This is a genomic window from Gluconacetobacter asukensis, assembly GCF_014174375.1.
GTDB classification, from domain to species: domain Bacteria; phylum Pseudomonadota; class Alphaproteobacteria; order Acetobacterales; family Acetobacteraceae; genus Gluconacetobacter; species Gluconacetobacter asukensis.
The window spans coordinates 48162-73938 of the sequence record NZ_JABEQE010000010.1 but is presented as its reverse complement, the minus strand read 5'-3'; the positions used below and the strand labels follow the sequence as shown (position 1 = coordinate 73938).

At 67.9% G+C, this 25777-nt stretch carries 26 protein-coding genes; 8 read left to right on the top strand and 18 right to left on the bottom strand.

Features of this window, described 5'->3' with window-relative positions:
- From mdoH to HLH35_RS12455, 3 genes are all read right to left on the bottom strand, one after another.
- Complete coding sequence (gene mdoH, locus HLH35_RS12465; protein WP_408870122.1) at nt 1–2193, bottom strand: glucans biosynthesis glucosyltransferase MdoH; 2193 nt, start codon at nt 2191–2193, stop codon at nt 1–3.
- Nucleotides 2181–3719, bottom strand: a complete 1539-nt coding sequence (locus HLH35_RS12460; protein WP_182979445.1) for a glucan biosynthesis protein — start codon at nt 3717–3719, stop codon at nt 2181–2183. Before HLH35_RS12460 ends, mdoH begins: the two co-directional genes overlap by 13 nt.
- 180 nt (nt 3720–3899) lie before the next feature.
- On the bottom strand, nt 3900–4241 hold the full coding sequence (locus HLH35_RS12455; protein ID WP_182979444.1) for a winged helix-turn-helix domain-containing protein: 342 nt from the start codon (nt 4239–4241) through the stop codon (nt 3900–3902).
- A 154-nt stretch (nt 4242–4395) separates the two neighbouring features.
- On the opposite strand from HLH35_RS12455, the gene HLH35_RS12450 reads away from it, so the two are divergent.
- Nucleotides 4396–4878, top strand: coding sequence for a GNAT family N-acetyltransferase (locus HLH35_RS12450; protein ID WP_182979443.1), 483 nt, complete (start codon nt 4396–4398; stop codon nt 4876–4878).
- A gap of 21 nt (nt 4879–4899) precedes the next feature.
- On the opposite strand, the gene HLH35_RS12445 is transcribed toward HLH35_RS12450, so the two are convergent.
- The 5 genes from HLH35_RS12445 to HLH35_RS12425 form a co-directional block, all read right to left on the bottom strand.
- On the bottom strand, nt 4900–6378 hold the full coding sequence (locus HLH35_RS12445; RefSeq protein ID WP_182979442.1) for a mannitol dehydrogenase family protein: 1479 nt from the start codon (nt 6376–6378) through the stop codon (nt 4900–4902).
- 5 nt (nt 6379–6383) lie between these two features.
- Nucleotides 6384–7490, bottom strand: a complete 1107-nt coding sequence (locus HLH35_RS12440) for an FUSC family protein (protein ID WP_182979441.1) — start codon at nt 7488–7490, stop codon at nt 6384–6386.
- A gap of 13 nt (nt 7491–7503) precedes the next feature.
- Entirely contained in the window at nt 7504–9069 is a 1566-nt protein-coding gene (locus HLH35_RS12435; RefSeq protein ID WP_182979440.1) for a DegQ family serine endoprotease, read from the bottom strand.
- A 94-nt stretch (nt 9070–9163) separates the two neighbouring features.
- Nucleotides 9164–9838, bottom strand: coding sequence for an SGNH/GDSL hydrolase family protein (locus HLH35_RS12430; RefSeq protein ID WP_182979439.1), 675 nt, complete (start codon nt 9836–9838; stop codon nt 9164–9166).
- Nucleotides 9838–11064: an OpgC family protein gene (locus HLH35_RS12425; protein WP_182979438.1), complete on the bottom strand. Its 1227-nt coding sequence runs from the start codon at nt 11062–11064 to the stop codon at nt 9838–9840. The genes HLH35_RS12430 and HLH35_RS12425 overlap by 1 nt, the downstream gene beginning before the upstream one ends.
- 206 nt (nt 11065–11270) lie before the next feature.
- Between HLH35_RS12425 and HLH35_RS12420 the strand changes: the two genes are divergently transcribed.
- A complete protein-coding gene (locus tag HLH35_RS12420) occupies nt 11271–12383 on the top strand; it encodes an Mrp/NBP35 family ATP-binding protein (RefSeq protein ID WP_182979437.1) in 1113 nt (370 codons plus the stop codon).
- On the opposite strand, the gene HLH35_RS12415 is transcribed toward HLH35_RS12420, so the two are convergent.
- From HLH35_RS12415 to queA, 5 genes are read right to left on the bottom strand one after another with little or no spacing between them, the layout of a single operon-like run.
- A complete protein-coding gene (locus HLH35_RS12415; RefSeq protein ID WP_182965008.1) occupies nt 12361–13188 on the bottom strand; it encodes a TerB family tellurite resistance protein in 828 nt (275 codons plus the stop codon). The genes HLH35_RS12420 and HLH35_RS12415 overlap by 23 nt on opposite strands.
- A gap of 33 nt (nt 13189–13221) precedes the next feature.
- Complete coding sequence (locus HLH35_RS12410; protein WP_182979436.1) at nt 13222–13470, bottom strand: ribbon-helix-helix domain-containing protein; 249 nt, start codon at nt 13468–13470, stop codon at nt 13222–13224.
- Complete coding sequence (gene queG / locus HLH35_RS12405) at nt 13467–14540, bottom strand: tRNA epoxyqueuosine(34) reductase QueG (RefSeq protein ID WP_182979435.1); 1074 nt, start codon at nt 14538–14540, stop codon at nt 13467–13469. The genes HLH35_RS12410 and queG overlap by 4 nt, the downstream gene beginning before the upstream one ends.
- Complete coding sequence (tgt, locus tag HLH35_RS12400; RefSeq protein WP_182979434.1) at nt 14540–15703, bottom strand: tRNA guanosine(34) transglycosylase Tgt; 1164 nt, start codon at nt 15701–15703, stop codon at nt 14540–14542. The genes queG and tgt overlap by 1 nt, the downstream gene beginning before the upstream one ends.
- A complete protein-coding gene (gene queA / locus HLH35_RS12395) occupies nt 15700–16767 on the bottom strand; it encodes a tRNA preQ1(34) S-adenosylmethionine ribosyltransferase-isomerase QueA (protein WP_182979433.1) in 1068 nt (355 codons plus the stop codon). The genes tgt and queA overlap by 4 nt, the downstream gene beginning before the upstream one ends.
- 151 nt (nt 16768–16918) lie before the next feature.
- Here queA and HLH35_RS12390 point away from each other — a divergent pair, with 151 nt between their 5' ends.
- Nucleotides 16919–17140: a hypothetical protein gene (locus HLH35_RS12390; protein WP_182979432.1), complete on the top strand. Its 222-nt coding sequence runs from the start codon at nt 16919–16921 to the stop codon at nt 17138–17140.
- A gap of 28 nt (nt 17141–17168) precedes the next feature.
- Entirely contained in the window at nt 17169–17660 is a 492-nt protein-coding gene (locus HLH35_RS12385) for a kinase inhibitor (protein ID WP_182979431.1), read from the top strand.
- A 39-nt stretch (nt 17661–17699) separates the two neighbouring features.
- Here the strand turns inward: HLH35_RS12385 and HLH35_RS12380 are convergent, their stop codons facing one another.
- The 3 genes from HLH35_RS12380 to HLH35_RS12370 are packed head-to-tail and all read right to left on the bottom strand — an operon-like array spanning nt 17700 to nt 19909.
- Nucleotides 17700–18302, bottom strand: a complete 603-nt coding sequence (locus HLH35_RS12380; protein ID WP_182979430.1) for a nitroreductase family protein — start codon at nt 18300–18302, stop codon at nt 17700–17702.
- A 45-nt stretch (nt 18303–18347) separates the two neighbouring features.
- Complete coding sequence (locus HLH35_RS12375; protein ID WP_182979429.1) at nt 18348–19073, bottom strand: ABC transporter ATP-binding protein; 726 nt, start codon at nt 19071–19073, stop codon at nt 18348–18350.
- Nucleotides 19070–19909 (bottom strand): ABC transporter permease, encoded by an 840-nt coding sequence (locus HLH35_RS12370; protein WP_182979428.1) that lies wholly within the window; start codon nt 19907–19909, stop codon nt 19070–19072. Before HLH35_RS12370 ends, HLH35_RS12375 begins: the two co-directional genes overlap by 4 nt.
- A gap of 225 nt (nt 19910–20134) precedes the next feature.
- Here HLH35_RS12370 and HLH35_RS12365 point away from each other — a divergent pair, with 225 nt between their 5' ends.
- Nucleotides 20135–21472, top strand: coding sequence for an APC family permease (locus HLH35_RS12365; protein WP_220790657.1), 1338 nt, complete (start codon nt 20135–20137; stop codon nt 21470–21472).
- A gap of 8 nt (nt 21473–21480) precedes the next feature.
- On the opposite strand, the gene HLH35_RS12360 is transcribed toward HLH35_RS12365, so the two are convergent.
- Nucleotides 21481–22257, bottom strand: coding sequence for a helix-turn-helix transcriptional regulator (locus tag HLH35_RS12360; RefSeq protein ID WP_182979427.1), 777 nt, complete (start codon nt 22255–22257; stop codon nt 21481–21483).
- Between the two features lie 89 nt (nt 22258–22346).
- Between HLH35_RS12360 and HLH35_RS12355 the strand changes: the two genes are divergently transcribed.
- Complete coding sequence (locus tag HLH35_RS12355; RefSeq protein ID WP_182979426.1) at nt 22347–23798, top strand: amidase; 1452 nt, start codon at nt 22347–22349, stop codon at nt 23796–23798.
- A gap of 19 nt (nt 23799–23817) precedes the next feature.
- On the opposite strand, the gene HLH35_RS12350 is transcribed toward HLH35_RS12355, so the two are convergent.
- The gene (locus HLH35_RS12350; RefSeq protein ID WP_338029339.1) at nt 23818–24387 is read right to left on the bottom strand and encodes an RcnB family protein; all 570 of its coding nucleotides are present in this window, start codon (nt 24385–24387) and stop codon (nt 23818–23820) included.
- Nucleotides 24388–24691: 304 nt separating this feature from the next.
- Here HLH35_RS12350 and HLH35_RS12345 point away from each other — a divergent pair, with 304 nt between their 5' ends.
- Together HLH35_RS12345 and HLH35_RS12340 are read left to right on the top strand one after the other, a co-directional pair.
- The gene (locus HLH35_RS12345; protein WP_182979425.1) at nt 24692–25354 is read left to right on the top strand and encodes an NADPH-dependent F420 reductase; all 663 of its coding nucleotides are present in this window, start codon (nt 24692–24694) and stop codon (nt 25352–25354) included.
- Nucleotides 25351–25770 (top strand): DOPA 4,5-dioxygenase family protein, encoded by a 420-nt coding sequence (locus tag HLH35_RS12340; protein ID WP_182979424.1) that lies wholly within the window; start codon nt 25351–25353, stop codon nt 25768–25770. Before HLH35_RS12345 ends, HLH35_RS12340 begins: the two co-directional genes overlap by 4 nt.
- The last annotated feature ends 7 nt before the right edge of the window (nt 25771–25777 follow it).

Here is a 25777-nt window from a genome sequence, read left to right as displayed (position 1 = left end):
TCAGGCGCGCAGCCCACTGCCCCGCAGGGCGTCGAGCCGCGCCAGACCATCCGCACTGCCCAGCACTGCAGCCTTTTCCGTCCGCTTCAGTCGCTTGACCGCACTCTCGGGATCGGGGCTTTCCGCCAGTTTCAGCAACCCGACCAGCAGGTCGGGATTGATCGGGTCACCCGGCCCGCGCGGGGGCGGCAGCATCGCCCAATGCGCCGCCATCAGCGCCGGGTTGGCCAGCAGCAGATGGATCGCCTCGCCCCCCTCTGCCACCGGCCGGGCCGCATTGGCGGCGGCGGCGCGGCGCAGGATGTCCGGCGGCGACGTTTCCTCGGGGATCAGCAGCAGCCCGGCACGCAGCAGCGCCTGGCCGGCATCGCGGCTGCTGGTCGCGGCCGCCAGCGGGATGGCAAAGACCAGCCCCAGCAGCACCGGCGTCATCCACAGGAACAGCGGGATCGACACGCTCCACGCACATCCGCCCAGAACCAGGCCGAACAGCATATAGACCCAGTAGGCCCGCACCGTCTCCATGAACGGCACCCCGCCATCGTCACGCCGCTGCGCGTTCCACCCCGAATCCCGCCCCAGCAGGATCGACAGCACGCCAGAGGTCTGGATCAGCATCGCCACCGGCGCGACCAGCCCGCCGATCAGCGTCTCGACCAGCACCGACAGCGCCGCCCGCACCGCCCCGCCGCAGCCCCGGCGTGCCGCCGGATCGAACAGCAGCGCCACATAGGCCAGCAGCTTGGGCGCCAGCAGGATCCCCATGGTGACGATGAACACGTATTTCGCCTGTTGGGGATCGACGTGCGGCCAGTTCGGATACAGGGATTTGGTATCGCCGAAATATTCCGGCTTCTCGAAGCGGGACTGCAGCGAGATCAGGATACCCGCGAGCAGGAACAGCAGCCACATCGGCGAGGTGACATAGGAGCCGATGCCCATCAGCATATGCATCCGGCTGACCCAGTTCAGGCCGCGCGTCCCCACCACCTTGGCATGCTGCAGATTGCCCTGGCACCAGCGACGGTCGCGGATCGCGATGTCGGTCAGCGAGGGCGGGCTTTCCTCGTACGAACCGGGCAGGCCCGGCACCATATGGATGGCCCAGCCGCCTCGGCGCATCAGCGCGGCCTCGACGAAATCGTGGCTGAGAATATGGCCGCCAAACGGCTTGCGCCCCGGCAGGTGCGGCAGGCCCGCCTGCTCGGCGAAGGCACGGGTGCGGATCACCGCATTATGTCCCCAGTAATTGCCTTCGGAACCATGCCACCAGGCAATGCCATGGGCGATCAGCGGGCCATAGACCCTGCCCGCGAATTGCTGCATCCGCGCGAACAGCGTGGTGCCGTTGACGATTTCCGGCAGGGTCTGGATCAGGCCCACACCCGGATGGCGCTCCATCGCGGCAACGATGCGCACCACCGTTGCACCCGCCATCAGGCTGTCGGCATCCAGCGTGAGCATCTGCGCGTAGGCCCCGCCGAAGCGGCGCACCCATTCGGCAATGTTGCCCGCCTTGCGCTCGGTATTCACCGGCCGCCGACGGTAGAAGATGCGCGCATCCCCACCCGTCGCGGCCCGCAGGGCCAGGAACGCGGCCTCTTCCTCGACCCACACATCCGGATTGGTGGTGTCGGACAGGATAAAGAAATCGAACGATTCCAGCCGGCCCGTCGCCGCCATGCTGTCATACATGGCGCGCAGCCCGGCCATCACCCGACCCGGGCTTTCATTATAGGTCGGCATCAGCAGGGCGGTACGGCTGGACAGCGAAGGCAGCGGCCCCTCACGCGCAATCCCCAGCCCCAGCCCACCATGCCGCAACAGCGACACGAAACCGCCCAGGGCGGAGGTGAAAGCCAGCGCAATCCACTGAAACAGCAGCACGAACAGCACCAGCACGACCACGCCCAGCACCGAATAGCCCGCCGAGTTCAGCACCCGGTTCATCTCGTAGGCGCCATAGGCCGTCAGCAGGGTGGCCGAACCGATCACCGTCAGCCGCCGCAGCACCATCAGCGAAGGTTCGGTCACCGGCATACGCGGCCGGCCGTGCGTCAGGGGCAGCGCCGACAGCGATTGCGTCGCCATCTCCATCGAGGATTCGTCAGGCAGGGCGCGAAAGCCGCCGCCCGGTCCACGCCCGAACCCGCCGTCCGCGCCCGTCCGCGCGCTCTCGCCTAGGGTGTCCATCGATAGGTCCATTGCTCGGATACCGGCCCCGCATCATTGGCCAGAACACAGGTCAGCTCGGCGATCTTGGCATCACCGGGCGCGAATTCGAATGTCGTGCGCCAGCCATGGATGGCCGGATCAGGCTCGACCACAACATTGCGGATCGTGCCGGCCGAACTGCTGGGCACCAGATGGAACCTGGCATCGGGCGGCAGATTGTCGAACGGCGCGCCACTGAAATCGATCGCGAAGAACCGGGCGGCCGGATCGTCGGTCACCGCACCCACACGGGTGGCAGCAATCCGCGCCAGCCGGGTCGGCCAGGGCGTATCCCACCCCCAGTACATGCGATAGGTAAAGGCATATTCCTTCCCCGCCGCCAGTCCGCCGCCCGGACGCCAGAACGAGACGATGTTGTCGTTCACCTCGTTGGGTGTCGGGATTTCCACCAGATCGACCGCGCCGGCGCCCCAGTCGCCGATCGGCTCGATCCACAGCGACGGGCGCTTTTCGTAATTCAGCGCCAGATCCTCGAAATCGGCGAAGGCACGCTTGCGCTGCATCAGGCCGAAGCCGCGCACCGAATTGTCCGAAAAAGCCGAAAACTGCAGGTCGCGCGGATTGCGCAGCGGCCGCCACAATTGCTGGCCGCTGCCGGTCCAGATCGAAAGTGCCTCGCTGTCATGCGCGGCGGGGCGCCAGTCATCGACATGATTGCGGTCGTTGGCGTCGAAATAGAACATGCCCGTCAGCGGCGCGATGCCCGGCTCGTCGATCTTCGTGCGCGGATACACGTAGGACTGAACGTCAAAAACGGTCATGTCACCCGGGCGGATGGTGAAGCTGAAGGCCCCCGCGACCGAGGGGCTGTCCAGCAGCGCATGCACGACCACGGAATCGACGCCCGGCTGCGGCTTCTCCAGCCAGAAGGCGCGGAACAGCGCGAACTCCTCGCCCTTCGGATTACCCGTCCCATCAGCAAAGCCCCGGGCCGACAGGCCGTAATTCTGTCCCTTCGCCACCGCGCGGAAATAGGACGCGCCGAGAAAGACGCAGAATTCCTCCATCACGCCCGGCGTGTTGATCGCATAGCGCAGCCGCAGCCCGGCAAAACCCACATTATCCGCGACCTTCAGCTTCGGGTCGCCATAAGTAAACAGGTCGGGACTGTAGGGCACCGGCGACGATTTGCCGTCCGCGACTTCATAGATCTCGATGCGCGGACGGTAGAGAAAACCGCGCGGGAAGAATTCCACGTCGAAGGCCAGATTCTGGCCGTGCCACAGCGCCTGATCCTCGCGATAGGCGATCGAGCGGTACTGGTCGAAATTCAGCGAATCGATCGCCGAAGGCAACGTCTGGTCGGGCGCGCGATAGGCGCTGCGCGACAGGCGTTCGGCGATCCGCCGCACCGTGCTGGCATCGAAGGCCCCGGTCGGCGCGGGGGCGCCCGGCACGTCGGCATGGGCCGCGCGCGCGCCTGCCCCCAGCAGCGACAGCAGCGACACACCCGCCCCGGTCTTCACGAGATCGCGTCTTAACATCCCAACTCCCCGGACGCCGCACCCCGCGACGCCATCCGTCTATGATCTGCCACCGGCGCCACCGCGCCGACACTTTCCTGCCATACAGGCAATCTTTTAATTATGACAAAGCCCTGTGGCCATATTGCGGCGCGTCGTTACAATTCCCGAACGCGAAATCACCAGCGCGACAAGCGCCCGTCAGCGCGGCGCGAGGCGCGCGGCCAACTCCCGCAGGGCCGGCAGGGCCGCCTGTGCCGCCCGCTCCTCGACCTCACGATACAGGCGCAGGATTTCGGCCCCCGCCGGCGACAGTTCGGCACCGCCCCCGCCGCCCGGACGGGTCGCGACTACCGGTTCCACGAAGGCCGCGTTCATGGCTTCGACCAGCAGCCACGCGCGCCGGTAGGACATGCCCATCGCCCGTGCGGCACCGGAAATCGAGCCACTTGCACCAATGGCTTCCAACAGGCGGATCTTGCCATGACCCAGCAACGGCGCGTCATGCGCGTCGATCCGCACCGTCAGACGCGTATCCTTCATCCCGCACCGTCCCCAATCTCGATACATTCCCGGCGCTATCCGCCCGCGCGCCGCATGCTATGCTGGAGTTGTCGCCTGCCTGTCGAGAGCGTTTTTACCGCCCATGCCAACCGCCCCCTCTCCACTCGGGCCCCGCCAGGCAAGCTGGCGCACCATGCGCCCGGACGACCTGCCCGCCGTCGTGGACATCGCGGCGCATGCGCATCCCGCCTATCCCGAGGGTGAGGCGGTCTTCACCGAGAGACTGACGCTATGCCCCACGGGCTGCCTGGTCCTCGATGGCGGCTCGGGGCCCGAGGGCTATGTCCTCAGCCATCCCTGGTGCGCCGCCGCCCCGCCGGCGCTGGATTGCGCGCTGGGCGCGCTGCCGGCACGCCCGGATTGCTGGTACCTACATGATATCGCGCTGCTGCCCGATGCCAGGGGCCGGGGCGCCCCCAGCGCCGCTCTGGCGATCCTGGCCCAACGCGCGGGACAGGCCGGCCTGTCCCGGATGGCGCTGATCGCCACCGGCAGCGCCAGAGTCTACTGGCTGCGGGCGGGCTTTACCCCGATCGACCTGCCCGAGGCCGCCACGATCCTGGCCAGCTATGACCCCAAGGCGCAATTGATGATCCGCGCGGTACATCCCGCCTGACGCGGCGCCCCGGCAAAGCCATCAGTCCGGCAGGCCGCCATACTGCACCAGCGCGGCCCGCACGCCGATGTCACGAATAGCCTGACGGGCGACGACGATGGCATCGGCCAGCACGGGAGACTGAATATCGCGCCAGCCATCGAAGGCCGGAAGGGCCAGTGCCGCGCCCAAATCTTCGGCCTCCGCCAGTTCCAGTTGCGTGGCGTCCAGCGTCGGTTCGGTGGGCGTGTATGCCACGCCCGTTTCGTCCACTCCACACAGCGCTTCCAGATAGGCCGCGACGCCGAACGCGATACGCCGCAGATCCCCGTTATCGGACAGCGCCCGCCGCACCGTCTCGGTCCAGAAAACCTGGATCTTGGACGATCCATCGCCGCCGATCCGCAGCAGTTGATCCGCCATCGCCGGGTTGGAAAAGCGCCGCAGCACGCTGCGCCGATAATCCTGCGGGTCCAGTCCCGGCGGCGCGTCCAGACGCGGAATCACATCCAGTTCCAGATAGGCATTGACGAACCGCGCCAGATCCGGGTCGCGCAGCGCCTCATCCACCTGGCGATAGCCCAGCAGGATACCGGGAAAGGCCAGCAGGATATGCGACGCGTTCAGCATCCGCACCTTCACGTGCTCATAACCGGTCACATCGGCGACGAACTGGACGCCTGCCTCTTCCAGCGCCGGCCGGCCCGCACAGAACCGGTCCTCCACCACCCATTGGGTGAAATCCTCGGCCACCAGCGGCAGCGCGTCGTCCAGCCCGCTGGTGGCATTCAGCGCGTCGGCAATCGCATCATCCACCGACGGCGTAATACGGTCGACCATGCCGTTGGGGAAGGTGACATGCGCCTCGATCCAGGCGGCGAGGTCCGGATCGCGCGCCCTGGCAAAACCCAGGAATGCCGTCCGCGCAACATCCCCATTATGGCGCAGATTGTCGCAGGAGAGCACGGTGAACGGCCCCACCCCGGCGGCCCGACGCCGGGCCAGAGCCTCGACAACATAGCCGAAGATCGTCGTCGGGGCGCCGCCGGCCAGATCGGCCCGTACCGCAGCATGATCCAGGCGAAATTCCCCCGTCGTCTCGTCGATATTGTAGCCACCCTCGGTGATCGTCATGCTGACGATGCGCACCGACGGGTCGGCCAGCAGGTCCAGCACCGCCGTCGGGTCGGCAGGGGCCAGCAGGTACCCACGCAGGGCACCGATCACCCGCACCGCGCGCCCACCGTCCGGGGCGGCCTCGGTCAGGGAATAGAGACAATCCTGCGCCGTGAACTGTTCGGCCTTGCGTTCGGACCGCGCGCCCGCCGTCAGGCCGACACCGACGATACCCCATCCCTGCTGTCCCGCCAGCGCCAGGCAGCGATCAACGTAGAAGGCCTCGTGCGCGCGGAAGAAATTGCCAACGCCGAAATGCACGATGCCGGTTCCGATGGTGGCCGGATCATAGGCCGGGGCGGATACGCCAGCCGGCAGAGCCTTCAGAATCGTCCGGTTCAGCATGGCGCCTACCCTCCGCTTTTGTTCATCTCTGGATATGGAAGCGCCGCACCATCAGACCAGACCGCCCGAACCGCGCGCTCCAGATCGTCATGCAGCATCCCCAACGTAAACTGCATGGGCGGGCTCCAGTACGGGCCCGGCGGGTGCAGCACGGCCAGTACCGCCGCCGCATCCTCCCGCGCGATCAGCCGGCGCCCGCGCGCCGCGCGGGCGCAGCGGCGCGAAAGCTGCGACAGCACACGCGCCAGCGCCCGGCGTTCGGCATCCAGCGCGGCATCCACGGTCGGCAATTCCCCGGCCTCGGTCGCCGCGCGGGCGGCGAAGACCGCGCTGCCACGGAGGCGCCGCAGCAACCCCGGCAGAACATCCAGCAGCGGATCGGGCCGCCGGCGCAGGACGCGCAGCCCCTCCACCCGGGTTTCGGCCACCGCGCCGTAGATTTCCTGCAGATGGGTGCGGCAGGCCTCGTCGATCGTCTCGATCGTGTCATGGTCCAGTTCGCCACGCAGCGCCCGGTCCAGCAGGTCCGCGATATCGGCGATCAGCCGGCCCGAGGCGGTCAGCACATCACCCCGCGCCGCATCGTGCAGCACGAACATCGTGACCACCAGCGAGGTCACCACGCCGATCAGGATCGAGGCGATCCTGTCCAGCGGCCGCAGGAACGGGTCGCCGCTGATGGGAAACAGCAGGACGATCATCAGCGTCACGGCGGCAAAGCGCAGGTTCGGCCGCGCCGCCGCCAGCAGCGCCAGCGGTGTCAGCGCCAGCCAGAAGGCCAGCCAGCCCGGCATCGTCCCGGTCTGGACCAGCAGGATAGCGAACAGGCCCGCCCCCGCGCCCACCAGCGTGCCCACGATCTGGTCGCGCCCGGTGGTCAGGGTCTGGGTGATGCGGCTCTGCGTGACGATGACCGAGGTGATCACCGACCAGACGGGTTCATGCAGATGTACCGCCCGCGCCAGAAGATCCGACAGCAGGACCGACACCAGCAGGCGCGCCGCCTGGCGGATTTCGGCCCCCCTTGGCTCCAGCAGCCGGCGAATCGCTGCCCAGCGCGCGGGCGGCGGCGCGGCCGGTGCGCCCGCCGTCATGGCGTCATGCTCCATCATGCGGCCACGGAATTTATTTCGCGTCGTCCGCCAGCGACAGGGGCACCCAGCGCAGGCCGTCGCCATTCTGGACCAGGAACAGGATCGACTGCCGGTGCTTCGCCCGTGCCGCATCGACCAGGCGCCGCAGGTCGGCGGGAGTGGCAACCTCCGCCTGCTGGACCTGGGTGATCACGTCTCCGGCGCGCAAGCCACGGTCCGCCGCCGCGCCGTCCTGGGCCACGCTGGTCACGACCACGCCCTTCTGCCCTTCGGCCAGATTGAATTTCTGGCGGGCGACATCGTCGATTGCCCCCACGGTCAGGCCCAGCCCCTGAAGCTGCACGCTGCCCTGCGCCTTGGTCTCGGGCTTCGGCGCCGGCGCTTCCTTGGGGTCTTCAGGCAGCGCACCGACCGTGACGGAGGCCGTCACCACCTGGCCATGCCGCCAGACGCCCAGCTTCACCACCTGTCCGGGGGCGGTATCGGCCATCAGGCGCGGCAGGGCGCGGCCGTCGATATCCTTGCCGTTCAGCGTCTGGATCACGTCACCGACCTGCAATTTGGCGGCAGCGGCCGGCCCCTTGGCCTCGACGCCGGCGATCAGCGCGCCATGCGCGGCCTTCAGTCCCAGCCCATCGGCGATATCCTGCGTCACGTCCTGAATCCGCACGCCGATCCAGCCGCGCGAGACCTTGCCGGTGCGGCGCAACTGGTCGATGATTCCCCGCGCCTCGGCCGAAGGGATCGAAAACCCGATGCCGATCGACCCACCGGATGGCGAATAGATCGCGGTATTGATCCCGATCACCTGCCCCTGCATGTCGAACAGCGGGCCACCCGAATTGCCCTTGTTGATCGGCGCATCGGTCTGGATGAAATCGTCATACGGCCCCTGCTCGATATTGCGGCCGCGCGACGAGATGATGCCCGCCGTCACCGTGCCCGACAGGCCGAACGGGTTGCCGATCGCCAGCACCCAGTCGCCAACCCGCGCATGATCGCTGTCACCGAAGGACACGGCCGGCAGCGGATGAGGCGTCTCGACCTTCAGTACCGCAAGGTCGGTCCGGTCGTCATGGCCCAGCAGCCTGGCCTTGAGCACCGTATTGTCCTGGAGCGTCACCGTGATCTGGTCCGCATGGCGAATGACATGGTTGTTGGTGACGACGATCCCCGACGCATCGATGATGAAGCCCGATCCCAGGGCCTGCATCTTGCGCGGCGCGGCCTCGGGACCGTTCTGGTGGCTCATGAAATCGTGGAAGAATTTCTCGAAGGGTGACCCTTCGGGGAAGTTCGGGATCTGCGGCGCATCCTCGCCATCACCCTCCGAATCCCCATCATCGTCCCCCGGCTTGACCGTCTCGGTGGTCGAGACATTGACCACCGCCGGCAGCAGCCGCGCCGCCAGGTCGGCGAAACTGTCAGGGGTACCCCGGCCCGGCGCGGGCAGGCGGATCGACGGCGCGGCATCGGCCTGCGGGGGCGCCACCATCGCGGGTTCCGCCCGGGCAGCCCCCGCCGCGATCAGGGAAAGAGCCGCCGCCAGCCCGACAGCGGCGAACGGACGATGGGAAACCGGAACAGGCAGGGACATGGGGTAAAGCGCTTCCACCAGGCAGGTCGTCGTGATCCGACTATCCTAGAGCATGATCGCGCCCAAATCGGAAGGGCGGACAACCCACCCGCAATCACCCGCCGTGCGCGAACGCCCCCACCGGCGCCCCCGTCAGCTCCACCAGCCACCGCGCGACCGCCTCCCCCAGCAGCAGGTAGCCTTGGTCACCCATGTGCAGCCCGTCGGGCGACAATTCGTCACGGTCCATGCCCAGTTCCGCGCACCAGGATTTCATGCGGGCATAGCGCCCGAAGACCGGGATCCCCAATTCCGCCCCGATGCGATGCACGGCCGGGACGAAGGGCGGAAAGGCTGCGCACTCCTCAAGCATGCGGCAATATTGCGGGTCGATCAGCGCCAGATCTGCCCCCGTGCCACGGGTGGCCAGCAGGTCCTGGCGCGTCAGGTCGACATAGGTTTCCAGCTTCACGCCCTGCCAGGCGTCGTTGCTGCCCGTCTGCCACATCACAAGGTCCGCCTCGTCGGCCAGCACGCCGGGCAGCCGATCATGCATTTCCTGCGCGCCGTTGCCGCCGATTCCGCGATTGATCACCATCAGCCCGCCGGTCACGAAGGGGGCGAGAGTGCGTTCAAAAACTGCGGCAAATCCATGTTCCGGACTGCTGGCGCCAATCCCTTCGGTGGTTGAAGACCCGAACAAGGTCACGCGCACCTTCTGGCCGCGCCGCAGCCGATCGGTCAGACGCGGCAGGACAGGAGAGGGCGGAAGGTCGGTCGCATCATTCATCAATGGGCTCTTTCCATCACGGTCGCGGCGGGCGCCGGATTGCCGCGCACCTCAGCCGCCGGAGCGCGTCCCGCCTGAAGTTGTTTCTGCCTGACACGGGCCCGGTCGAGAACCGCCGCCAGGCCCCACAGGATCGTGAATCCGATCACATTCACCGCGATCTGCAGCATCCAGCCGGACCCGAAGGAGGTAAAGACCAGCCGGGCATACAGGTCGATCACCGTCCCGACCGAGAAGACTTCCAGCGAATGGCGCCCGAACAGCGCCATGACCCGCCCGATGCGCCCTTCGGCGGCGCCACGCACACCGTGCGAGGACTGGACGAGATAGAAGATCGCCAGCACGTCCAGCAGCCGCAGCGGAGCGAGTACGCTCTTGTCCGGCGCGGTCAGGGCAAAGGGCCGCAGGTCGGGCAGGCCCCATTGCTGCCAGGGAAAGGCCTCCAGCGCGGAGACCGCCAGATAGACACCGCAGGCCCAGCGCAGCCAGCCCCGGCGCGGCAGGCTGCCGTCATGCCGCCCCGCCACCACGGCGCCGCAGGCCCCCAGAGTGAAGAGGAACTGCCAGGCCAGCGGGTCGAAATACCAGCCGTCCGGGTCCAGCCAGTTGGGGAAATTGATCGAGGGGTCGAGATTGATCAACAGCCACAGGCCGCCACTGAGCGCCAGCGTCAGCCGCAGGCTCGTGCGGATCAGCAGGTAGATCAGCGGAAAGACACCCAGCAGCACCATGTAGAGCGGCAGAATGTTCAGATTGCTGGGCAGGGCGTCGAGGAACATGACACGCCAGAAGGAACTCAGCCCATGCGCCAGTTCGGGTTCGAGGAAATCGACAGGCACCGGCCAGAAGGCACGCCAGTAACGGATGGTCGCCGTTGTCACCACCACCATGACGGCCTGGAAAACATACAGCCGCGCGCAACGCCGCCACACCCGGCCCACACCGGCACGCAGCCCCACCCGCTGGAAATTCCGGCCATAGGCCAGCCAAGAGGCGTAGCCCGCCAGCAGCACAAAGATTTCCGCCGCGTCGGCAAAACCGACATTGCGCAACGTGAAGCGGTTCAGCACGTTCTGCGGAATATGGTCGACGAACATCATCAGCAGCGCGACGCCGCGCAGTGCATCGATCCGATGGTCGCGCCGGCTCCCCGACGGCCTCACAGACACCGTCGCCCCCTGTCCTGACCCGGACGAAACCTGCGGGCGAGGCGCGGATGCAGTCATATCAGCCGGTTCTCCTGTCCGCCGCAACATGCGGCGTCTTTCGACAAATGGAGCGGAACCGCCCGCCACTCCAGTCCCGTTGCGATTTCTTACATATGCCCCGAACATGCCCGTGCGACCATTCCGATTTGCGCGCAGACGGTTTTCGCCTATGTCCGGGCAACGACGCGACCACGCCCCGCGCGGCCGCCAGGGAAGGACTGACCATGACGGAACCCACGCCGGCGCAGATCACCGACATCCTGCGCCAGGTCCGCGACGCGAACGGATCGACGATCCTGGACCATGCGGCCCTGGATACGACAATGTTGCGCGACGGAACATTGCATGTCGCCCTGGCCACCGACCGGGCGGCGGCCGGACGCATCCAGCCCCTGCTCCCGGCGGCCGAACGGGCGCTGCGCGCCCTGCCCGGCGTCAGTACCGCTAGTGTGATCCTCACCGCCCATCGCCCCGCATCCGCCCCCGCGCCCGCACCGGGCGGCGGCCACCGGCCGCTGAACCTGGGCGGCCCTGGCGGTCGCCCCGCGCAGGGGCCGATCCTGCCGGAGGTGCGCACCGTCATCGCCGTGGCCTCGGGTAAGGGCGGCGTCGGCAAGTCCACCACCGCCGTAAACCTGGCCGTCGGGCTGGGGATGGAGGGGCTGCGCGTCGGCCTGCTTGATGCCGATATCCACGGCCCCTCCCTGCCGCGCATGATGGGCCTGCACCAACCGCCCCAGGTCCGCGAGGGCCGCATGGCGCCGCTGGAGGCGTGGGGCATCCGCGCCATGTCCATCGGCCTGCTGGTGGACGAACGGCAGGCCATGATCTGGCGCGGCCCGATGGTGATGGGCGCGCTGGGTCAGCTTCTGGGCGACGTGGAATGGGGCGCGCTGGACGTGCTGGTGGTGGACATGCCCCCCGGCACCGGCGACGCGCAGTTGACGCTGGCGCAGAAGGTCTCGCTTGCAGGCGCGGTCATCGTCTCCACCCCGCAGGATATCGCGCTACTCGACGCCCGGCGCGGGATCGCGATGTTCGAGAAGATGAACGTCCCCGTGCTCGGCATGGTCGAAAACATGTCCTATTTCTGCTGCCCGAATTGCGGCCACCGCACGGACCTGTTCGGCCATGGCGGCGCCCGGGCCGAGGCCGAGGCGCTGGGCGTGCCTTTCCTGGGTGAAATCCCGCTGTTGGCCGATATCCGCGCCAGCGCCGATGCCGGCGCCCCCATCGTCATCTCGGCCCCCGACAGCCCCGCCGGCCAGGCCTATCGGGCACTGGCCCATACGGTGGCTGCGACGGTCAGGCGGGCTACAGCTTCCGGTCGCGCTTAACCCGGTCCCATGCCGCATTGATCTGCGCGATCCGCCCGGCCGCGGCCTCCAGCGCCGCCTCGTCGGCACCTCGGGCCGTCATGGCGTCGGGATGATGTTCGCGCACCAGGACACGCCAGGCTGCGCGCACTTCGGTGTCCGTCGCATTGCGGGCCACGCCCAGCACGGCATAGGCGTCGATCTCGCTCACATCGGGCCGCGCGCCGCCGGATTCGGCACGGTCCCACGCCCCGGGGCCGAGGCCGAAGGCCTGGTGCACCCGCCGCAGGAAACGGATTTCCGCCGGATGCAGTGCCTCGTCCGGTCCCAGATCGGCGCGGGCAATGCCGAACAGTACGGCGAGCGCCTCTTCCAGCATCTCAGACTTGTCGTGGAACGCCCGGCCCAACTCGACGGCGAAGGATTCGAAATCATCGACCCGCTGCCGCGCCTGGTCGAACAGGCGGCCGACATCGCTTGCATTTTCGGCAGGGATCTGAAACCGGCGCTTGAAGGCGTCGATTTCGGCCCGGTTCACCGGCCCGTCGCATTTGGCGACCTTGGCGCATAATACGACCATCACCAGCCCATAGAGCTGGTCGCGCTTGCCCATCACCGAGGCCAGCTTGGCCGCCACGAAAGTGGCCGCCCCATTCGGGTCGGCATTCATTCGGGGGCCCCAGCGGTCGGTCCAGCCGCCGACGGGCGTTTCCAGGATCGATCCGTTATCCGCCGCATGACCAAGCGCCGCGCCCAGCACGGCGCCCATGGGGCCGCCGACCGCGAACCCCGCCACACCACCGAATAATTTACCCCAGATCGCCATTCTTCCCGCCCAGATGTCCGGACCACCTATGGTCTAGCACGCGTGCGGCGTCCCCCCCAAATCAGCACGTGCCTGCGCCGCATGCAACGCTGCGACCCGCAGGGCGGACGCCAATGGCCGCGCCGGATCGCGCGCGGCGTCAATACCGGCGATCAGCGCCGGCAGGCCAAGCCCGCGCGCGCGCGCCATGCGTTCCAGCGCCGCCCAGAATTCGGGTTCCAGCGCCACGCTGGTCCGATGCCCGGACAGAATCAGGCTGCGCTTGACCAGGCCGCCGCTCATCCGGCCAGCCGCCCGACCGCCCAGCGTGCGGTCTCGGCCACCACGGCGTTCGAATCATCACACAGGTCTCGCGCCACTGGCTCCAGGGCCGCATGACCCGAATTGCCAATAGCCACCAACACGTTGCGCACGAACCGGTCGCGGCCGATACGCTTGACGGGCGAGCCCGAGAACATGGTGCGGAACCCCGTATCGTCCAGAAGCGCCAGTTCAGCCAGGCGTGGCGCCGTCAGATCCTCGCGCGCCCGCAGCTTCATGTGACGCGACTCCGTGGCAAAGCGGTTCCAGGGACAGACCGCCAGGCAATCGTCACAACCGTAGATCCGGTTCCCCATTGCCTCCCGGAATTGCTTCGGGATCGGTCCGGGATTCTCGATCGTCAGGTACGAAATGCAGCGCCGCGCATCCAGTTGGTACGGTGCGGGAAAAGCGTCAGTCGGGCAGGCTTCCAGGCAACGGCGACACGACCCGCATCGGCCACCCGAAGCATCGGATGCCGGCAGGACCAGGGTGGTATAGATCTCACCCAGGAACAACCAGCTTCCATGCCGGCGCGAGACCAGGTTGGTGTGCTTGCCCTGCCAGCCCAGCCCAGCCTGCTCGGCCAGAGGCTTTTCCATCACCGGCGCGGTATCGACGAAAACCTTGACCTCGGGCGCGGCTCCCGCGCGCGCACCTTGAGCCACCACGAACTGGGCCAGATGCTTGAGCATGCCCTTGACCACATCGTGATAGTCGCGATGGCGGGCATAGACCGAGATATTCCCTCGGTCCGCCAGACGCGTCGTCGCCAGCGCATCGCCGGGCGGGGCGTAGGACAGACCCAGCGCGATCACGCTCCGGGCCTCGGGCCACAGAACGCGCGGATCGCCGCGCTGTTCTACCCGCTCGGCCAGCCAGTCCATCGCGCCATGATGGCCTGCCGCCAGAAAATCAGCCAGACGCTGCCGGGCGCCATCCCCCAGCGCGGCCTCGCAGAATCCCACCGCATCGAAGCCCAGCGCCAGCGCCTTGTCGCGAATGGCGTCGCGCAACGCGACAGCTCGGCCGGGCGGCAGGCCGGTCTCCATCAGGGAACCGGTGGAATATCGGGCAGTGGCATCTCGTCCGGGGTCCAGTCCTCCATCGCCCATTGCGCGCGCAGCCACGCCGCGTGCGCCTCCAGCGAGCCTTCGACGATCGCCGACCGGATCCCGCGCATCAGGCGCTGATAATAGGCCAGATTGTGCCAGGTCAGCAGCATCGGCCCCAGGATCTCGTTCGCACGGAACAGATGATGCAGATAGGCACGGCTATGCCGCGTGCAGGCCAGGCAGTCGCAATGCGGCGAGATCGGGCGCGAATCCACCGCGTGCCGCGCATTGCGCAGGTTCAGCGTGCCGCGCTCGGTATAGGCACGCGCCGTGCGCCCCGCCCTGGTGGGCATGACGCAGTCGAACATGTCCACCCCGCGCTCGACGCTGCCCAGCAGGTCGTCTGGCGTACCCACCCCCATCAGGTAACGTGGGCTATCCCACGGGATCAGCGGAGTGGTGGCGTCCAGCGTGGAGAACATCAGTTCCTGCCCTTCGCCCACCGCAAGCCCGCCGATGGCATAGCCCTCGAAGCCGATTCCGGTCAGGGCGCGCACGCTTTCGGCCCGCAATTCGGGCTCGGTGCCGCCCTGGATGATGCCGTACTGGGCGTAACCGGGGCGCTGCACAAAGGCTTCGCGGCAGCGTGCGGCCCAGCGCATCGACATCCGCATGGACTGCGCGATCACCTCGGGCGCGGCCGGCAGGGCCGGGCATTCGTCGAAGCACATGGTGATTGTGGCATCCAGCGCGTGCTGGATGTCGGTCGAGCGCTCAGGCGTCAGCCGGTGCTTGGAGCCGTCGATATGCGAGCTGAACGTTACCCCGTCCTGGTCCAGCTTGCGCAGCGGGCCCAGCGACATGACCTGGAACCCGCCCGAATCGGTCAGGATCGGCCCGGGCCAGTCCATGAAGCGATGCAGCCCGCCCAGGGCACGCACCCGCTCCGCGCCCGGCCGCAGCATGAGGTGATAGGTGTTGCCCAGTACGATGCCGGCGCCGGTGGAGCGCACCGCATCCATCGTCATTGCCTTGACGGTGCCGACCGTGCCCACGGGCATGAAGGTGGGCGTCGGCACTGTGCCATGAGCGGTGTGCAGGTGCCCGGCCCGCGCGCGGCCGGAGCGGGCTTGCTCAACCCAGCGGAATGACGTGCTCATGCGCCCGTCCCCTCGGGGGGCGGCGCGCGATGCAGCAGGCAGGCGTCGCCATAGGAATAGAAGCGGTACCCCGTGCCGATGGCATGGGCATAGGCGTCGCGCATCCTGTCATATCCGGCAAAGGCGCAGACCAGCATGAACAGGGTCGAGCGCGGCAGGTGGAAATTGGTCATCAGCAGGTCCACCGCCCGGAAGCGGTAGCCGGGGCGGATGAAGATGGCGGTATCGCCATCGAAGGGGCGGATCGTGCCGTCGGGGTCGGCGGCGCTTTCCAGCAGGCGCAGCGACGTGGTGCCGACGGCGACGATCCGGCCGCCCGCGCGGCGGGTGCGGTTGAGCCGTTCCGCCGTTTCTTCGGTGATCACGCCGCGTTCGGCATGCATGCGGTGGCCGGCGATGCTGTCGCCCCGCACCGGCAGGAAGGTCCCGGCCCCGACATGCAGGGTCAGGGTGCAGCGCTCCACCCCCGCCGCGTCCAGCGCCGCCAAAAGTTGGGGGGTGAAATGGAGGCCCGCCGTGGGAGCAGCCACGGCACCGCGATGGGCGGCGAAGATGGTGGCGTAGTCCTGCCGGTCCTGTTCGGTGGGTCCTTGGGGGCGGTCGATGTAGGGCGGCAGTGCGAGTACGCCGGCCTTCTGGAGAAAGGCGTCGAAGGCCTCGCCCTCGGTATCGAAGCGCAGGATTACCCCGCCCTCGTCATCGCGCGATACGATGGCGGCGGTGTTGGGCGTACCCGGAAAGGTCAGCACGTCGCCGGCGCGCAGCCGGCGGGCGTTGCGGGCCAGTGCGTGCCATGTGCCGTCGGGCAGGATACGGTCCAGCGTGATGCCGATCCGCGCCTCGCCCCGTCTTGCGTCGAGCTGTGCCGGGATGACGGCGGTGTCGTTGGCCACCAGCAGGTCGCCCGGCCGCAGCAGCGTGGGCAGGTCGCGCACCACCCGGTCATGGAACGGGCCCGTGGGCATGATGTCCAGCAGCCGCGCGGCATCGCGCGGCCGCGCCGGGTGCTCGGCGACCAGGGCGGGAGGCAGGTCGAAATCGAAATCGGAGACTTGGTCACTCATCGGACGCACCGTTTACGGAATCCGGCGCCGCGTGGCCAGCATAACGCGCCGGCACGATGCGACGGTTGGACAGTGGCGCCGCCGCCGGTCAGAATGGCAGCCTTTCATTCTGGGGCCTCCCGCCCCCACATTGCAAATCGGAGCCTGAGCCATGTCCTATGCCGCGCTTGATGCCGCCCGTGTCGCCCGTGCCTGCAAATCCGCCCTGAGCGTGCTGGAAGGCAGCGATGAGACGTCCGAAGCCCATGTCCGCAAGACGCTGATGGTCCAGCGCATCGCCGCCCTGGCCGAAGCTGCCGCCCAGTCCCCCGCCGGGGGCGCCGTCATTACCCTGACGTCGGAGGAATTCTGGATGGTCAGCAAGAACTGGTAACGTCCCCGACAACGAAGGACAGACCGAAATGACATTCACCCTGACCAGCCGCGCCTTCAAGGACGGCGAGCGCCTGCCGGACGCGCAGGTCTTCGACGGGATGGGCTATCGCGGCGGCAATATCTCGCCGCCGCTGGCATGGAGCGGCGCGCCCGAGGGCACGCGCAGCTTCGCCGTCACGATGTACGACCCCGACGCCCCCACCGGCTCAGGCTGGTGGCACTGGGTGGCGGTGAACATTCCCGCCACCGTCACCAGCCTGCCCGCCGGCGCCGGATCGGGCGATGCCGACCTGCCGGACGGCGCCTTCATGACCCGCACCGATTTCGGCGGCAACGTCTATGGCGGTGCGGCGCCGCCGCCGGGGGCCGCGCACCGCTATATCTTTACCGTCCACGCGCTGGATACCGAGACGCTGAGCGTGCCCACCGACGCGTCCGGCGCGATGGTCGGCTTTTTCCTGCACAGCCATGCGCTGGGATCGGCCAGCCTGACGGCCCTGTTCGGGCGACAGCCCTGAAAACCTGCTGGCCGGGGATACCCGGCCAGCATCATGGGCCTATGCGTCCGTCTGGGCCGGAAACCGTCCTGCGAAGGCCAGTTCGGACAATGGCCGCCGGCCGGACGGCGTTTCGCGGGCGCGCAGCCCCTCGGGCAGGATGTCGGCCGGCCCCTGCCTGCCGATGACGATGGCCGCGTTCAGCGCATAATCATCCGGCAGTTCCAGGCCCGCGCGCGCGACTTCCTTGTCGAACCCGCTGACCGGGTGGGTCGCCCAGCCCGCGCGGGCGGCCTGGAGCTGCACCAGCACGGCCGCCGCGCCGGCGTCGAATGCGTGGGTCGGGGCAGGCACCGGCTCGGCCTTGCCCGCCGTGATGGTGTGCGAGGCGACATAGACCAGCGCCGAGGCGTGCTGGGCCCAGGAATGGTTGAACGGGATCAGCCAGGAGAGGAACCGGTCCCAATCGGGCGTATCCCGACGCGCATAGAGAAAGCGCCACGGCTGGGAATTATAGGCCGACGGCGCCCAGCGGCCGGCCTCGAGAAGGGCCAGCAGATCCGCCTCGGGAATCGGCGCGGCGACAAAGGCGCGGGGCGACCAGCGGTCAAGGATCAGCGGCTCGACGGGCGTTTCGGACACGCGCCCGGATGATTCAGTCATGGTAATCGGCCTCTTTCAGCATATGCACTCCAGAACGAGTGTGCATCAATCGTCATGCACGCCAAGCGATTCCAGCAGGACGCCGCGCAGATGCTCGAAGCGGGGATCGGCGTGGCGGCGAGGACGCTCCATTGGAATCGGCAGGTTCGTGCGGATGCGGCCGCGTTCCAGAACCACCGCGCGGTCCGCCAGCAGCAGGGCCTCGTCGACATCGTGCGTGACCAGCAGGACCGAACAGCGATGGCGGGTCCACAGATTCGAGACCAGTCGCTGCATTTTCAGGCGCGTCAACGCATCCAGCGCGGCAAAGGGCTCGTCCAGCATCAGGAACGCGGGTTCGCGAACCAGCGCGCGGGCCAGCGCCGCGCGCTGGGCCTCGCCCCCGGAAAGGGTCAGCGGCCACGCATCGACCCGATGGCCGAGCCCGACCTCTTCCAGCACCGAAGCCGCCCGATCGCGTCGGTTTGCCCCATCCTGGCCCAGCACGATGTTCTGCCAGACGCGTTTCCAGGGCAGCAGCCGACTTTCCTGAAACACGACCGAGACGTCGCGCGGGCGGGTCACCGACCCTTCCGTCACCGGGTCAAGACCCGCGAGCGTGCGCAACAGGGTCGATTTTCCCGAGCCGCTATGGCCGAGGAGGGCGACGAACTCGCCGGGTGCAATGGCAAGGTCGAGACGGTCGAGCACCACCGGGTCGTCGCCGAACCGGCGGGTCAGGCCGTGCACCACCACGGCCGCCCCCTGCGTGAGCGGGGCGACCGCGTTCATGCCGACCTCGCGGCGCGATGGGACGGGCGCCAGGACAGGAGCGCAGTTTCGAGAAACCGCACGATCTGGTCGGAGGCGAGGCCGAGCAGCCCATAGATGGCGAGGCCCACGAGGATGATGTCGGTGCGCAGGAAATCCTCGGCGTCCATCATCATGTGGCCGATTCCGCTATCGGCGTTCACCTGCTCGGCCACCACGAGCATCAGCCATGAGATGCCGACGGCGAAGCGCAGCCCCACCAGCAGATCCGGCAGCGCGCCGGGCAGGATGACGCCGCGGATGGTACGGGCCCGCGAGAGGCCAAGGGTGCGCGCCATTTCCAGCAGCTTCGGGTCGATAGACCGGATGCCCTTGTGCAGGTTGAGATAGATGGGAAAGCCGGACCCGAGTGCCACGAGCGCGATCTTGGGCGTCTCGCCGATTCCGAACCAGAGGATGAACAGCGGCACCAGCGCCAGCGCCGGCAGGGTGCGCAGGATCTGCATCGGTGCGTCCACGATATCCTCGCCCAGGCGCGACAGGCCCGAGACCAGGGCCAGGCCGACCCCCGCGACGAAGGCGATGCCCAGCCCGGCACCGGCGCGTGCCAGCGACACCAGCAGATTGGTCTGCAAACTGCCGTCCCTGGTCAGCGCCCAGCCGGTCGCGACGATCTGCACGGGCGAGGCCACCAGCCGCGTGGACAGAAGCCCCGCCGAACACGCCGCCTGCCAGAGCAACACCAGCAGGAGCGGAGAGGCATAACGCGTCAGCACGCCCAGTGCCGGACGCCAGGCAGACCGCCGATGCCCGCGCTCCGCCACAGGGGATGCGGTCCGGATGAGAGTCCCTGACATGGGCGCCATTCCTTCCTTACGTATCGACACGCGCCGTAGTTTGATCAGAGTTTATGCGATCTGTCAGGTAAATATTATTCACACAATCATTTATCGTGATTTTATCATATCTGACGGCTCGCCCCGCACATTGCAGCGTCATGCCTGCCCGCTGGCGGCATACTCCCTTGGGATTATGGTCACCCACCGGGGGCCGCGCCATGCTGCCGTGGCAGGGAGGGCGCGGTGGACAATGTGAAACTCGACCGCAGGCTCGGCCTGTGGTCCGTCGTGCTGTTCGGCCTGGCCTATATGGCGCCGATGATCGTCCTCGGCACCTTCGGCACGCTGGCGACGGCCAGCCGGGGGACGGCGGCGATGGCCTATCTGGTCGCGGCGGCGGCGATTTTCCTGACTTCCCTCAGCTATTGCATCATGTCGCGCGCCCATCCGGTCGCGGGGTCGGCCTATAGCTATGCACGGCGCGCGATCGGCCCGGGCATCGGCTTTCTGGTCGGGTGGGCCGTGCTGCTGGACTATATCTTCCTGCCGATGGTGATCTGGCTGATCGGGGCGGCCTACCTGGCCTCCGCCTTTCCCGGCGTGCCGGGCTGGGCCTGGATCATCGGCTTCATCGTGCTGACGAGCATGATCAACATCGTCGGCATCGCCTGCGCCAACCGGGTCAATATCGTGCTGATGCTGGCGCAGTTCGGCATATTGGCGGCCTTTCTGGCGCTTGCGGCCCGCTATGTGCTGGTGCTGGACGGTCCGGGCGGCCTGCTGTGCGTCACCCCTTTCTTTGCGGCAGGTGTGCCGTTTTCTGCATCGGTGGCCGGGGCCGCCATCGCTGCCTATTCCTTCCTCGGGTTCGATGCCGTGACGACCCTGGCCGAGGAGACGCGCAACGCACGGCGCACCATGCCCCGTGCGATCCTGGTCATCGCGCTGGGCAGCGGGCTGATCTTCGTGCTGTCGGCCTATCTGACGCAACTGGCCCATCCCGGCGCCGATTTCGCCTCGGCCGACGCGGCCGGCGTCGAAATCGCCCGGGCCATCGGCGGCGATGTCTTCGTGACCGTCTTCCTGGCCACGCTCGTGGTCGCACAATTCACCTCGGGCCTTGCCGCGCAGGCCAGCGTGGGCCGCCTGCTCTACGCCATGGGCCGGGACCGGGTCCTGCCTTCCCTCTTCGGCAGGCTGCATCCGCGCTGGCTGACGCCCGTGCCCAACCTGCTCCTGGTCGGCACGATCGGGCTCGGCGCGCTGGCGATGGATGTGGCGACCTCTGCCTCCTTCATCAATTTCGGTGCATTTCTGGGGTTTGCCGCCGTCAATCTCTCGGTGATCGCGCTGTATCTGAAGGGCGACCGGCGCATGCGCGCGCTGGGGGTGCTGGCATGTGTCGTCGTGCCGGCGCTGGGGGCGCTATGCGACGTGTTTCTGCTCTGGCACCTCGACCGCCATGCGCGGATGCTGGGCCTGGTGTGGCTGGTGCTGGGGATCGGCTGGCTGGGCTGGCAGACACGCGGCTTTCGCCGCGCGCCGCCCGACATGCATGTCGACCGGGAACATGCCGGATGAGGCCGCCCTCACCGCCAGAACAGGCGGAACAGTTCGGCCTGGCTGGAAATGGCCAGCTTGGCGTAGATCCGCCGGCGATGGACCTTGACCGTATTGGGCGCACACCCCAGCACCGCCGCCAGCGATGGGGTGGAATGGCCCTTCAGGATCAGGGTGACGATCTCGATCTCGCGTGGGGTGAGCCGGCGGTCCGCGATCCTGGCGACCGGTTCCACGCCCTCGCGCCTGCGGGCGGGGGCGTGGAACCAGTGCCGATGCCCGAACGCGCAGACGATCGGGGCGGCGGCATGCAGCCGTTCCCGTTCCCCGGTGGTGAAGGCCGGCGCGGGGGCGAGGCGGGACAGCGACAGCACGCCGACACACCGATCGGCCAGCGGGATGACGAAGCCGAGTTCATCGACGATCCGCGTTGCGGCGTAATGCAGGCGGTAATATTCGGTCTGCGTGAAATTGTCGGGCGCGCAGGCGTCCATCGCGATCATGCGGGGGCGCCCGTCTGCCATGATTGCGGTGTGGAACGGGTCCAGCACGAAGGCGCCGGCCAGGTAGCGATCGACGATCAGCGCGCGGTCGGCGGCCGGGCTTTCATTATACAGATCGAACGCCCTGCCGTCGGGCGTATAGAAAAACCCGTTCATCATCTGCACCGGCGCCAGCAGCCGCAGCGCCGCCAGCAGGGCGCCTGGGAACAGGCGCGTGCCGATCGCGTCGGCGGCGGTGGCGATGGCCGCGTTCCAGGCGGCGAAGGGCGGGTCGCCCGCGAGCGGTCGGGATATCGACTCCATGAAACGTCGCGCGCCCCTTTCTACCGCCCCGCGCAGGGGAGCAGACCCGCCCCCCGCCGGCAAGCGGGTGCGCCAGCCGGCATGCCGTCATGACCCATCCGCTGGACCTGACCGCGCGGGAGATCGCTGACGGCATTCGCACCGCCCGTTTCAGCGCGCAATCGGTCGTCGCGGAATCGATCCGGCGCGCGGGGATCGCGCAGGCCATGCTGAACCCCTTTACGCTGATCCGTGCCGGGCAGGCGATGGAGGCCGCCCGCCGGGCCGATGCGGCGGTAGCCGAGGGGGCATTCACCGGGCCATTGCATGGCGTGCCGTTCGTGGCCAAGGACCTGACCCCCACCGAAGGCGACCTGACGACGCTGGGCTCGTGGACGCGACCCGATTGGCGGCCGGAGGAGACCGCGCTGTGTATCCGCCGCCTGCAGGCGGCGGGCGCGATCCTGATCGGCAAGACGACGACGCCGGAATTCGCCTATTCCAGTTTTACCCGCAGCCCGCGCTGGGGCGTGACCCGCAACCCGTGGGACCCCGACCGCAGCCCGGGCGGGTCGTCCGGCGGGTCGGCGGTGGCCGTGGCAACGGGTGTGGTGCCGTTTGCCGAGGGCACCGACATGGGTGGATCGGTCCGCATTCCCGCCGCGTTCTGCGGCGTTGTCGGCTTCAAGCCCAGCCTGGGCCGGATCCCGATGACCATCCTGCCCAGCCAATTCGACAATATTTCCCATTTCGGCCCGCTGGCCCGCACCGTGGCCGACGCCATTTCCTTCATGGAGGTGACGGCGGGTGGCAGCGACGAGGATATTGCTTCGCTGCCGATCGGCTTCGACGGCGCGGCGGCACGGACCGGCAGCCTGCGGGGCCGGCGCTTCGCGCTGTCGCTCGACCTTGGCTATTACGCGGTCCAGCCGCAGGTCGCATCGCTGGTCCGGCAGGCTGCCGAGATGCTGCGCCGCGCGGGCGCCATCGTCGACGAGGTGGCCATGGGCTGGACGCGGGCGGTCAACGACCAGTGGTTCGACCTGTGGTGCGTGTTCATGTCGGCCTATTTCGGCGACGATCTGGCCGCCTGCCACGCCCGGATGGACCCGGCGGTGGTTGCGATGATCACGCGTGGCCTGGCGATGGATGCCACGACCGCCAAGCGGATCGAATTGCTGCGCACCGCCATGTGGCGGGATATGGCCGGGCTTTATGTGCAGTATGACGCCCTGCTCTGCCCCACCTGCGCCATCACGGCGCCCCCGGTGTGCGAAACCGATGACGATTACGTTGCCACGCTGCCGGACGGCCGATTCGGGGGGCTGGACATGACCTGCCCGTTCAATCTGCTGCCGCAACTGCCCGCCCTGTCGCTGCCTGTCGGTCATGCCGCGAACGGGTTGCCGGTCGGGCTGCAGATCGTCGGCCACCGTTTTGCCGATGAGCAGGTGCTGGGCTGGGGCGCCGCGCTGGAGGCGATACTGCCCGGGCAGGCGGCGGCCCACCCCCTGGAACCTGTCAGGCGCGCCCGTGCGGACATGCTGACAGGCCCATCGTAGAGGCGTCCGCCGCCCCGGCTCAGTACGGCGCGGGACCCATGGGGCCGGCGCCGTAGGAGCCGGCGATCACGCTGGCGATGATGCCGGTGGCCACGGCCGTCAGCAGGAACTGGTTGCCGTACTGGACCCAGTAATAGCCTGGCGGCGGGGCGTAGAGGCCGCGATAGCGCCGCCAATCATGCACTGCCCAGTTGCCCGAACGGGGGCCGTCATAGCGATCTCCGCGCCGCCAGACGCGGCCACCACCTTTCCAGGGACCGCCACGGTCATAACCGGGCCCGCCGGGTCCACGGCCGCGATTGTCACCATAATTGGTAGGCCGGCCACGGTCATAGCCGGGTCCACCGCCATAGCCGCGATTGTCGCCCTGGTTGTTCGGCCCGCCACGGTCATAGCCCGGTCCACCGCCGTGGCCGCGATTGTCGCCTTGGCTGTTCGGCCCGCCACGATCATCGCCAGGCCCGCCGCCATGGCCGCGATTATCGCCCTGGCTGTTCGGGCCGCCGGGGCCGTACGGATCGGCGTAAGCGCCAGAGGCACCCACGATCATGCAGCTCATGACCAGGGCCGCCATCAGTTTTGTTTTCACCTGGCTCTCCTCTTGCAGGTGTTGGGATCATGTTGCCGAGTTGTGGCGAAATCCAGACGCGATCCCACGTGGCGAATTACAAAATGTTCGGAAAGCGAAGTGGCGCGGGCAACCGGCGATCAAGGCCCGATCGTTCACGCGGATGCGATGTGTCGCAAGGAAACACCGTCTTTCCTGCTTCCTTTTCTTCGGGAGAAGACGATCTTTCGTGAACGTGGCGCCAATCCAACCATGGCCCTTGCCCCGGCCCCGGCGCGTTCATAGCTCCAGGGAAGCGGCAGGGTGCCAGCCCAGGGAGACGCATATGAAAATCGGCATTATCGGCGCCGGCCATATCGGCGGCACCCTCACCCGGCGCCTGACGGCGCTGGGCTATACCGTTCTGGTGGCCAATTCCCGCGGCCCCGAGACGCTGGGCGACCTGGCGGCGGAAACCGGGGCCACCGCCGTGACGCCGCATGAAGCGGTGAAGGGCGTCGATCTGGTCGTGCTGACGATTCCGGAGAAGAACGTCCCGCATCTGCCGCACGACCTGTTTGCGAACGTGCCGCCTGCATTGCCGGTTGTCGATACCGGGAATTATTACCCGCAGCAGCGGGACGGCAGGATCGCAGCAATCGAGGACGGGCTGCCGGAGAGCCGCTGGGTCGCGCAGATGATCGGGCACCCGGTCATCAAGGCATTCAACAACATCTATTTTCTGCATCTTCTGGAAAACGGCAGACCGCCGGGAACGCCGGGGCGCATTGCCCTGCCCGTGGCGGGTGACGACCCCATCGTCAAGGCCATCGTGCTCGATCTGGTGCATGATCTGGGCTTCGACGCGGTCGATGCCGGCGGGCTGGACGAGTCCTGGCGGCAGCAGCCCGGCACGCCGGTCTATGCCACCGACCTGGACATTGCCGGCGTGAAAAAGGCACTGTCCGAGGCCCGTCCCGAACGGACCGACCAGTGGAAGGCCAGATGACCCCGATGCCCGAGCCGATCCGACCGGTCGAGACGATTGCCAGCTACCATGCCCATGTCTATTTCGACGGCCCGGAGGAGCGCGCGGAGGCCGAACGCCTGCGCACCGCCATCGCCGATCGTTTCGCCGTGCGGCTGGGCCGCTGGCATGAGGTACCGGTCGGGCCGCACACGCTGCCGATGTACCAGATCGCCTTCGAGACCGCGCTGTTCGCGACCCTGGTGCCATGGCTGATGCTCAATCACCGGAGCCTCAGCGTGCTGATCCATCCGAATACGCGGTTTCCGCGCCGGGATCACCTTCTGGACAGCGCCTGGCTTGGCGAGCGCCGTGCGTTGCTGGCCGAACGCCTGCCGGAAGAAGCGCCCGAGGCGGATGGCGCCGGGATGGCGAATACGCGGCCGGGCGACGCGTGAGCCGGCC

Bases quoted from the DNA above. Each gene is read 5' to 3' on its own strand.
- mdoH (WP_408870122.1), bottom strand. From the start codon at position 2,193: ATGGACACCCTAGGCGAGAGCGCGCGGACGGGCGCGGACGGCGGGTTC.
- HLH35_RS12460 (WP_182979445.1), bottom strand. From the start codon at position 3,719: ATGTTAAGACGCGATCTCGTGAAGACCGGGGCGGGTGTGTCGCTGCTG.
- HLH35_RS12455 (WP_182979444.1), bottom strand. From the start codon at position 4,241: ATGAAGGATACGCGTCTGACGGTGCGGATCGACGCGCATGACGCGCCG.
- HLH35_RS12450 (WP_182979443.1), top strand. From the start codon at position 4,396: ATGCGCCCGGACGACCTGCCCGCCGTCGTGGACATCGCGGCGCATGCG.
- HLH35_RS12445 (WP_182979442.1), bottom strand. From the start codon at position 6,378: ATGCTGAACCGGACGATTCTGAAGGCTCTGCCGGCTGGCGTATCCGCC.
- HLH35_RS12440 (WP_182979441.1), bottom strand. From the start codon at position 7,490: ATGATGGAGCATGACGCCATGACGGCGGGCGCACCGGCCGCGCCGCCG.
- HLH35_RS12435 (WP_182979440.1), bottom strand. From the start codon at position 9,069: ATGTCCCTGCCTGTTCCGGTTTCCCATCGTCCGTTCGCCGCTGTCGGG.
- HLH35_RS12430 (WP_182979439.1), bottom strand. From the start codon at position 9,838: ATGAATGATGCGACCGACCTTCCGCCCTCTCCTGTCCTGCCGCGTCTG.
- HLH35_RS12425 (WP_182979438.1), bottom strand. From the start codon at position 11,064: ATGACTGCATCCGCGCCTCGCCCGCAGGTTTCGTCCGGGTCAGGACAG.
- HLH35_RS12420 (WP_182979437.1), top strand. From the start codon at position 11,271: ATGACGGAACCCACGCCGGCGCAGATCACCGACATCCTGCGCCAGGTC.
- HLH35_RS12415 (WP_182965008.1), bottom strand. From the start codon at position 13,188: ATGGCGATCTGGGGTAAATTATTCGGTGGTGTGGCGGGGTTCGCGGTC.
- HLH35_RS12410 (WP_182979436.1), bottom strand. From the start codon at position 13,470: ATGAGCGGCGGCCTGGTCAAGCGCAGCCTGATTCTGTCCGGGCATCGG.
- queG (WP_182979435.1), bottom strand. From the start codon at position 14,540: ATGGAGACCGGCCTGCCGCCCGGCCGAGCTGTCGCGTTGCGCGACGCC.
- tgt (WP_182979434.1), bottom strand. From the start codon at position 15,703: ATGAGCACGTCATTCCGCTGGGTTGAGCAAGCCCGCTCCGGCCGCGCG.
- queA (WP_182979433.1), bottom strand. From the start codon at position 16,767: ATGAGTGACCAAGTCTCCGATTTCGATTTCGACCTGCCTCCCGCCCTG.
- HLH35_RS12390 (WP_182979432.1), top strand. From the start codon at position 16,919: ATGTCCTATGCCGCGCTTGATGCCGCCCGTGTCGCCCGTGCCTGCAAA.
- HLH35_RS12385 (WP_182979431.1), top strand. From the start codon at position 17,169: ATGACATTCACCCTGACCAGCCGCGCCTTCAAGGACGGCGAGCGCCTG.
- HLH35_RS12380 (WP_182979430.1), bottom strand. From the start codon at position 18,302: ATGACTGAATCATCCGGGCGCGTGTCCGAAACGCCCGTCGAGCCGCTG.
- HLH35_RS12375 (WP_182979429.1), bottom strand. From the start codon at position 19,073: ATGAACGCGGTCGCCCCGCTCACGCAGGGGGCGGCCGTGGTGGTGCAC.
- HLH35_RS12370 (WP_182979428.1), bottom strand. From the start codon at position 19,909: ATGTCAGGGACTCTCATCCGGACCGCATCCCCTGTGGCGGAGCGCGGG.
- HLH35_RS12360 (WP_182979427.1), bottom strand. From the start codon at position 22,257: ATGGAGTCGATATCCCGACCGCTCGCGGGCGACCCGCCCTTCGCCGCC.
- HLH35_RS12355 (WP_182979426.1), top strand. From the start codon at position 22,347: ATGACCCATCCGCTGGACCTGACCGCGCGGGAGATCGCTGACGGCATT.
- HLH35_RS12345 (WP_182979425.1), top strand. From the start codon at position 24,692: ATGAAAATCGGCATTATCGGCGCCGGCCATATCGGCGGCACCCTCACC.
- HLH35_RS12340 (WP_182979424.1), top strand. From the start codon at position 25,351: ATGACCCCGATGCCCGAGCCGATCCGACCGGTCGAGACGATTGCCAGC.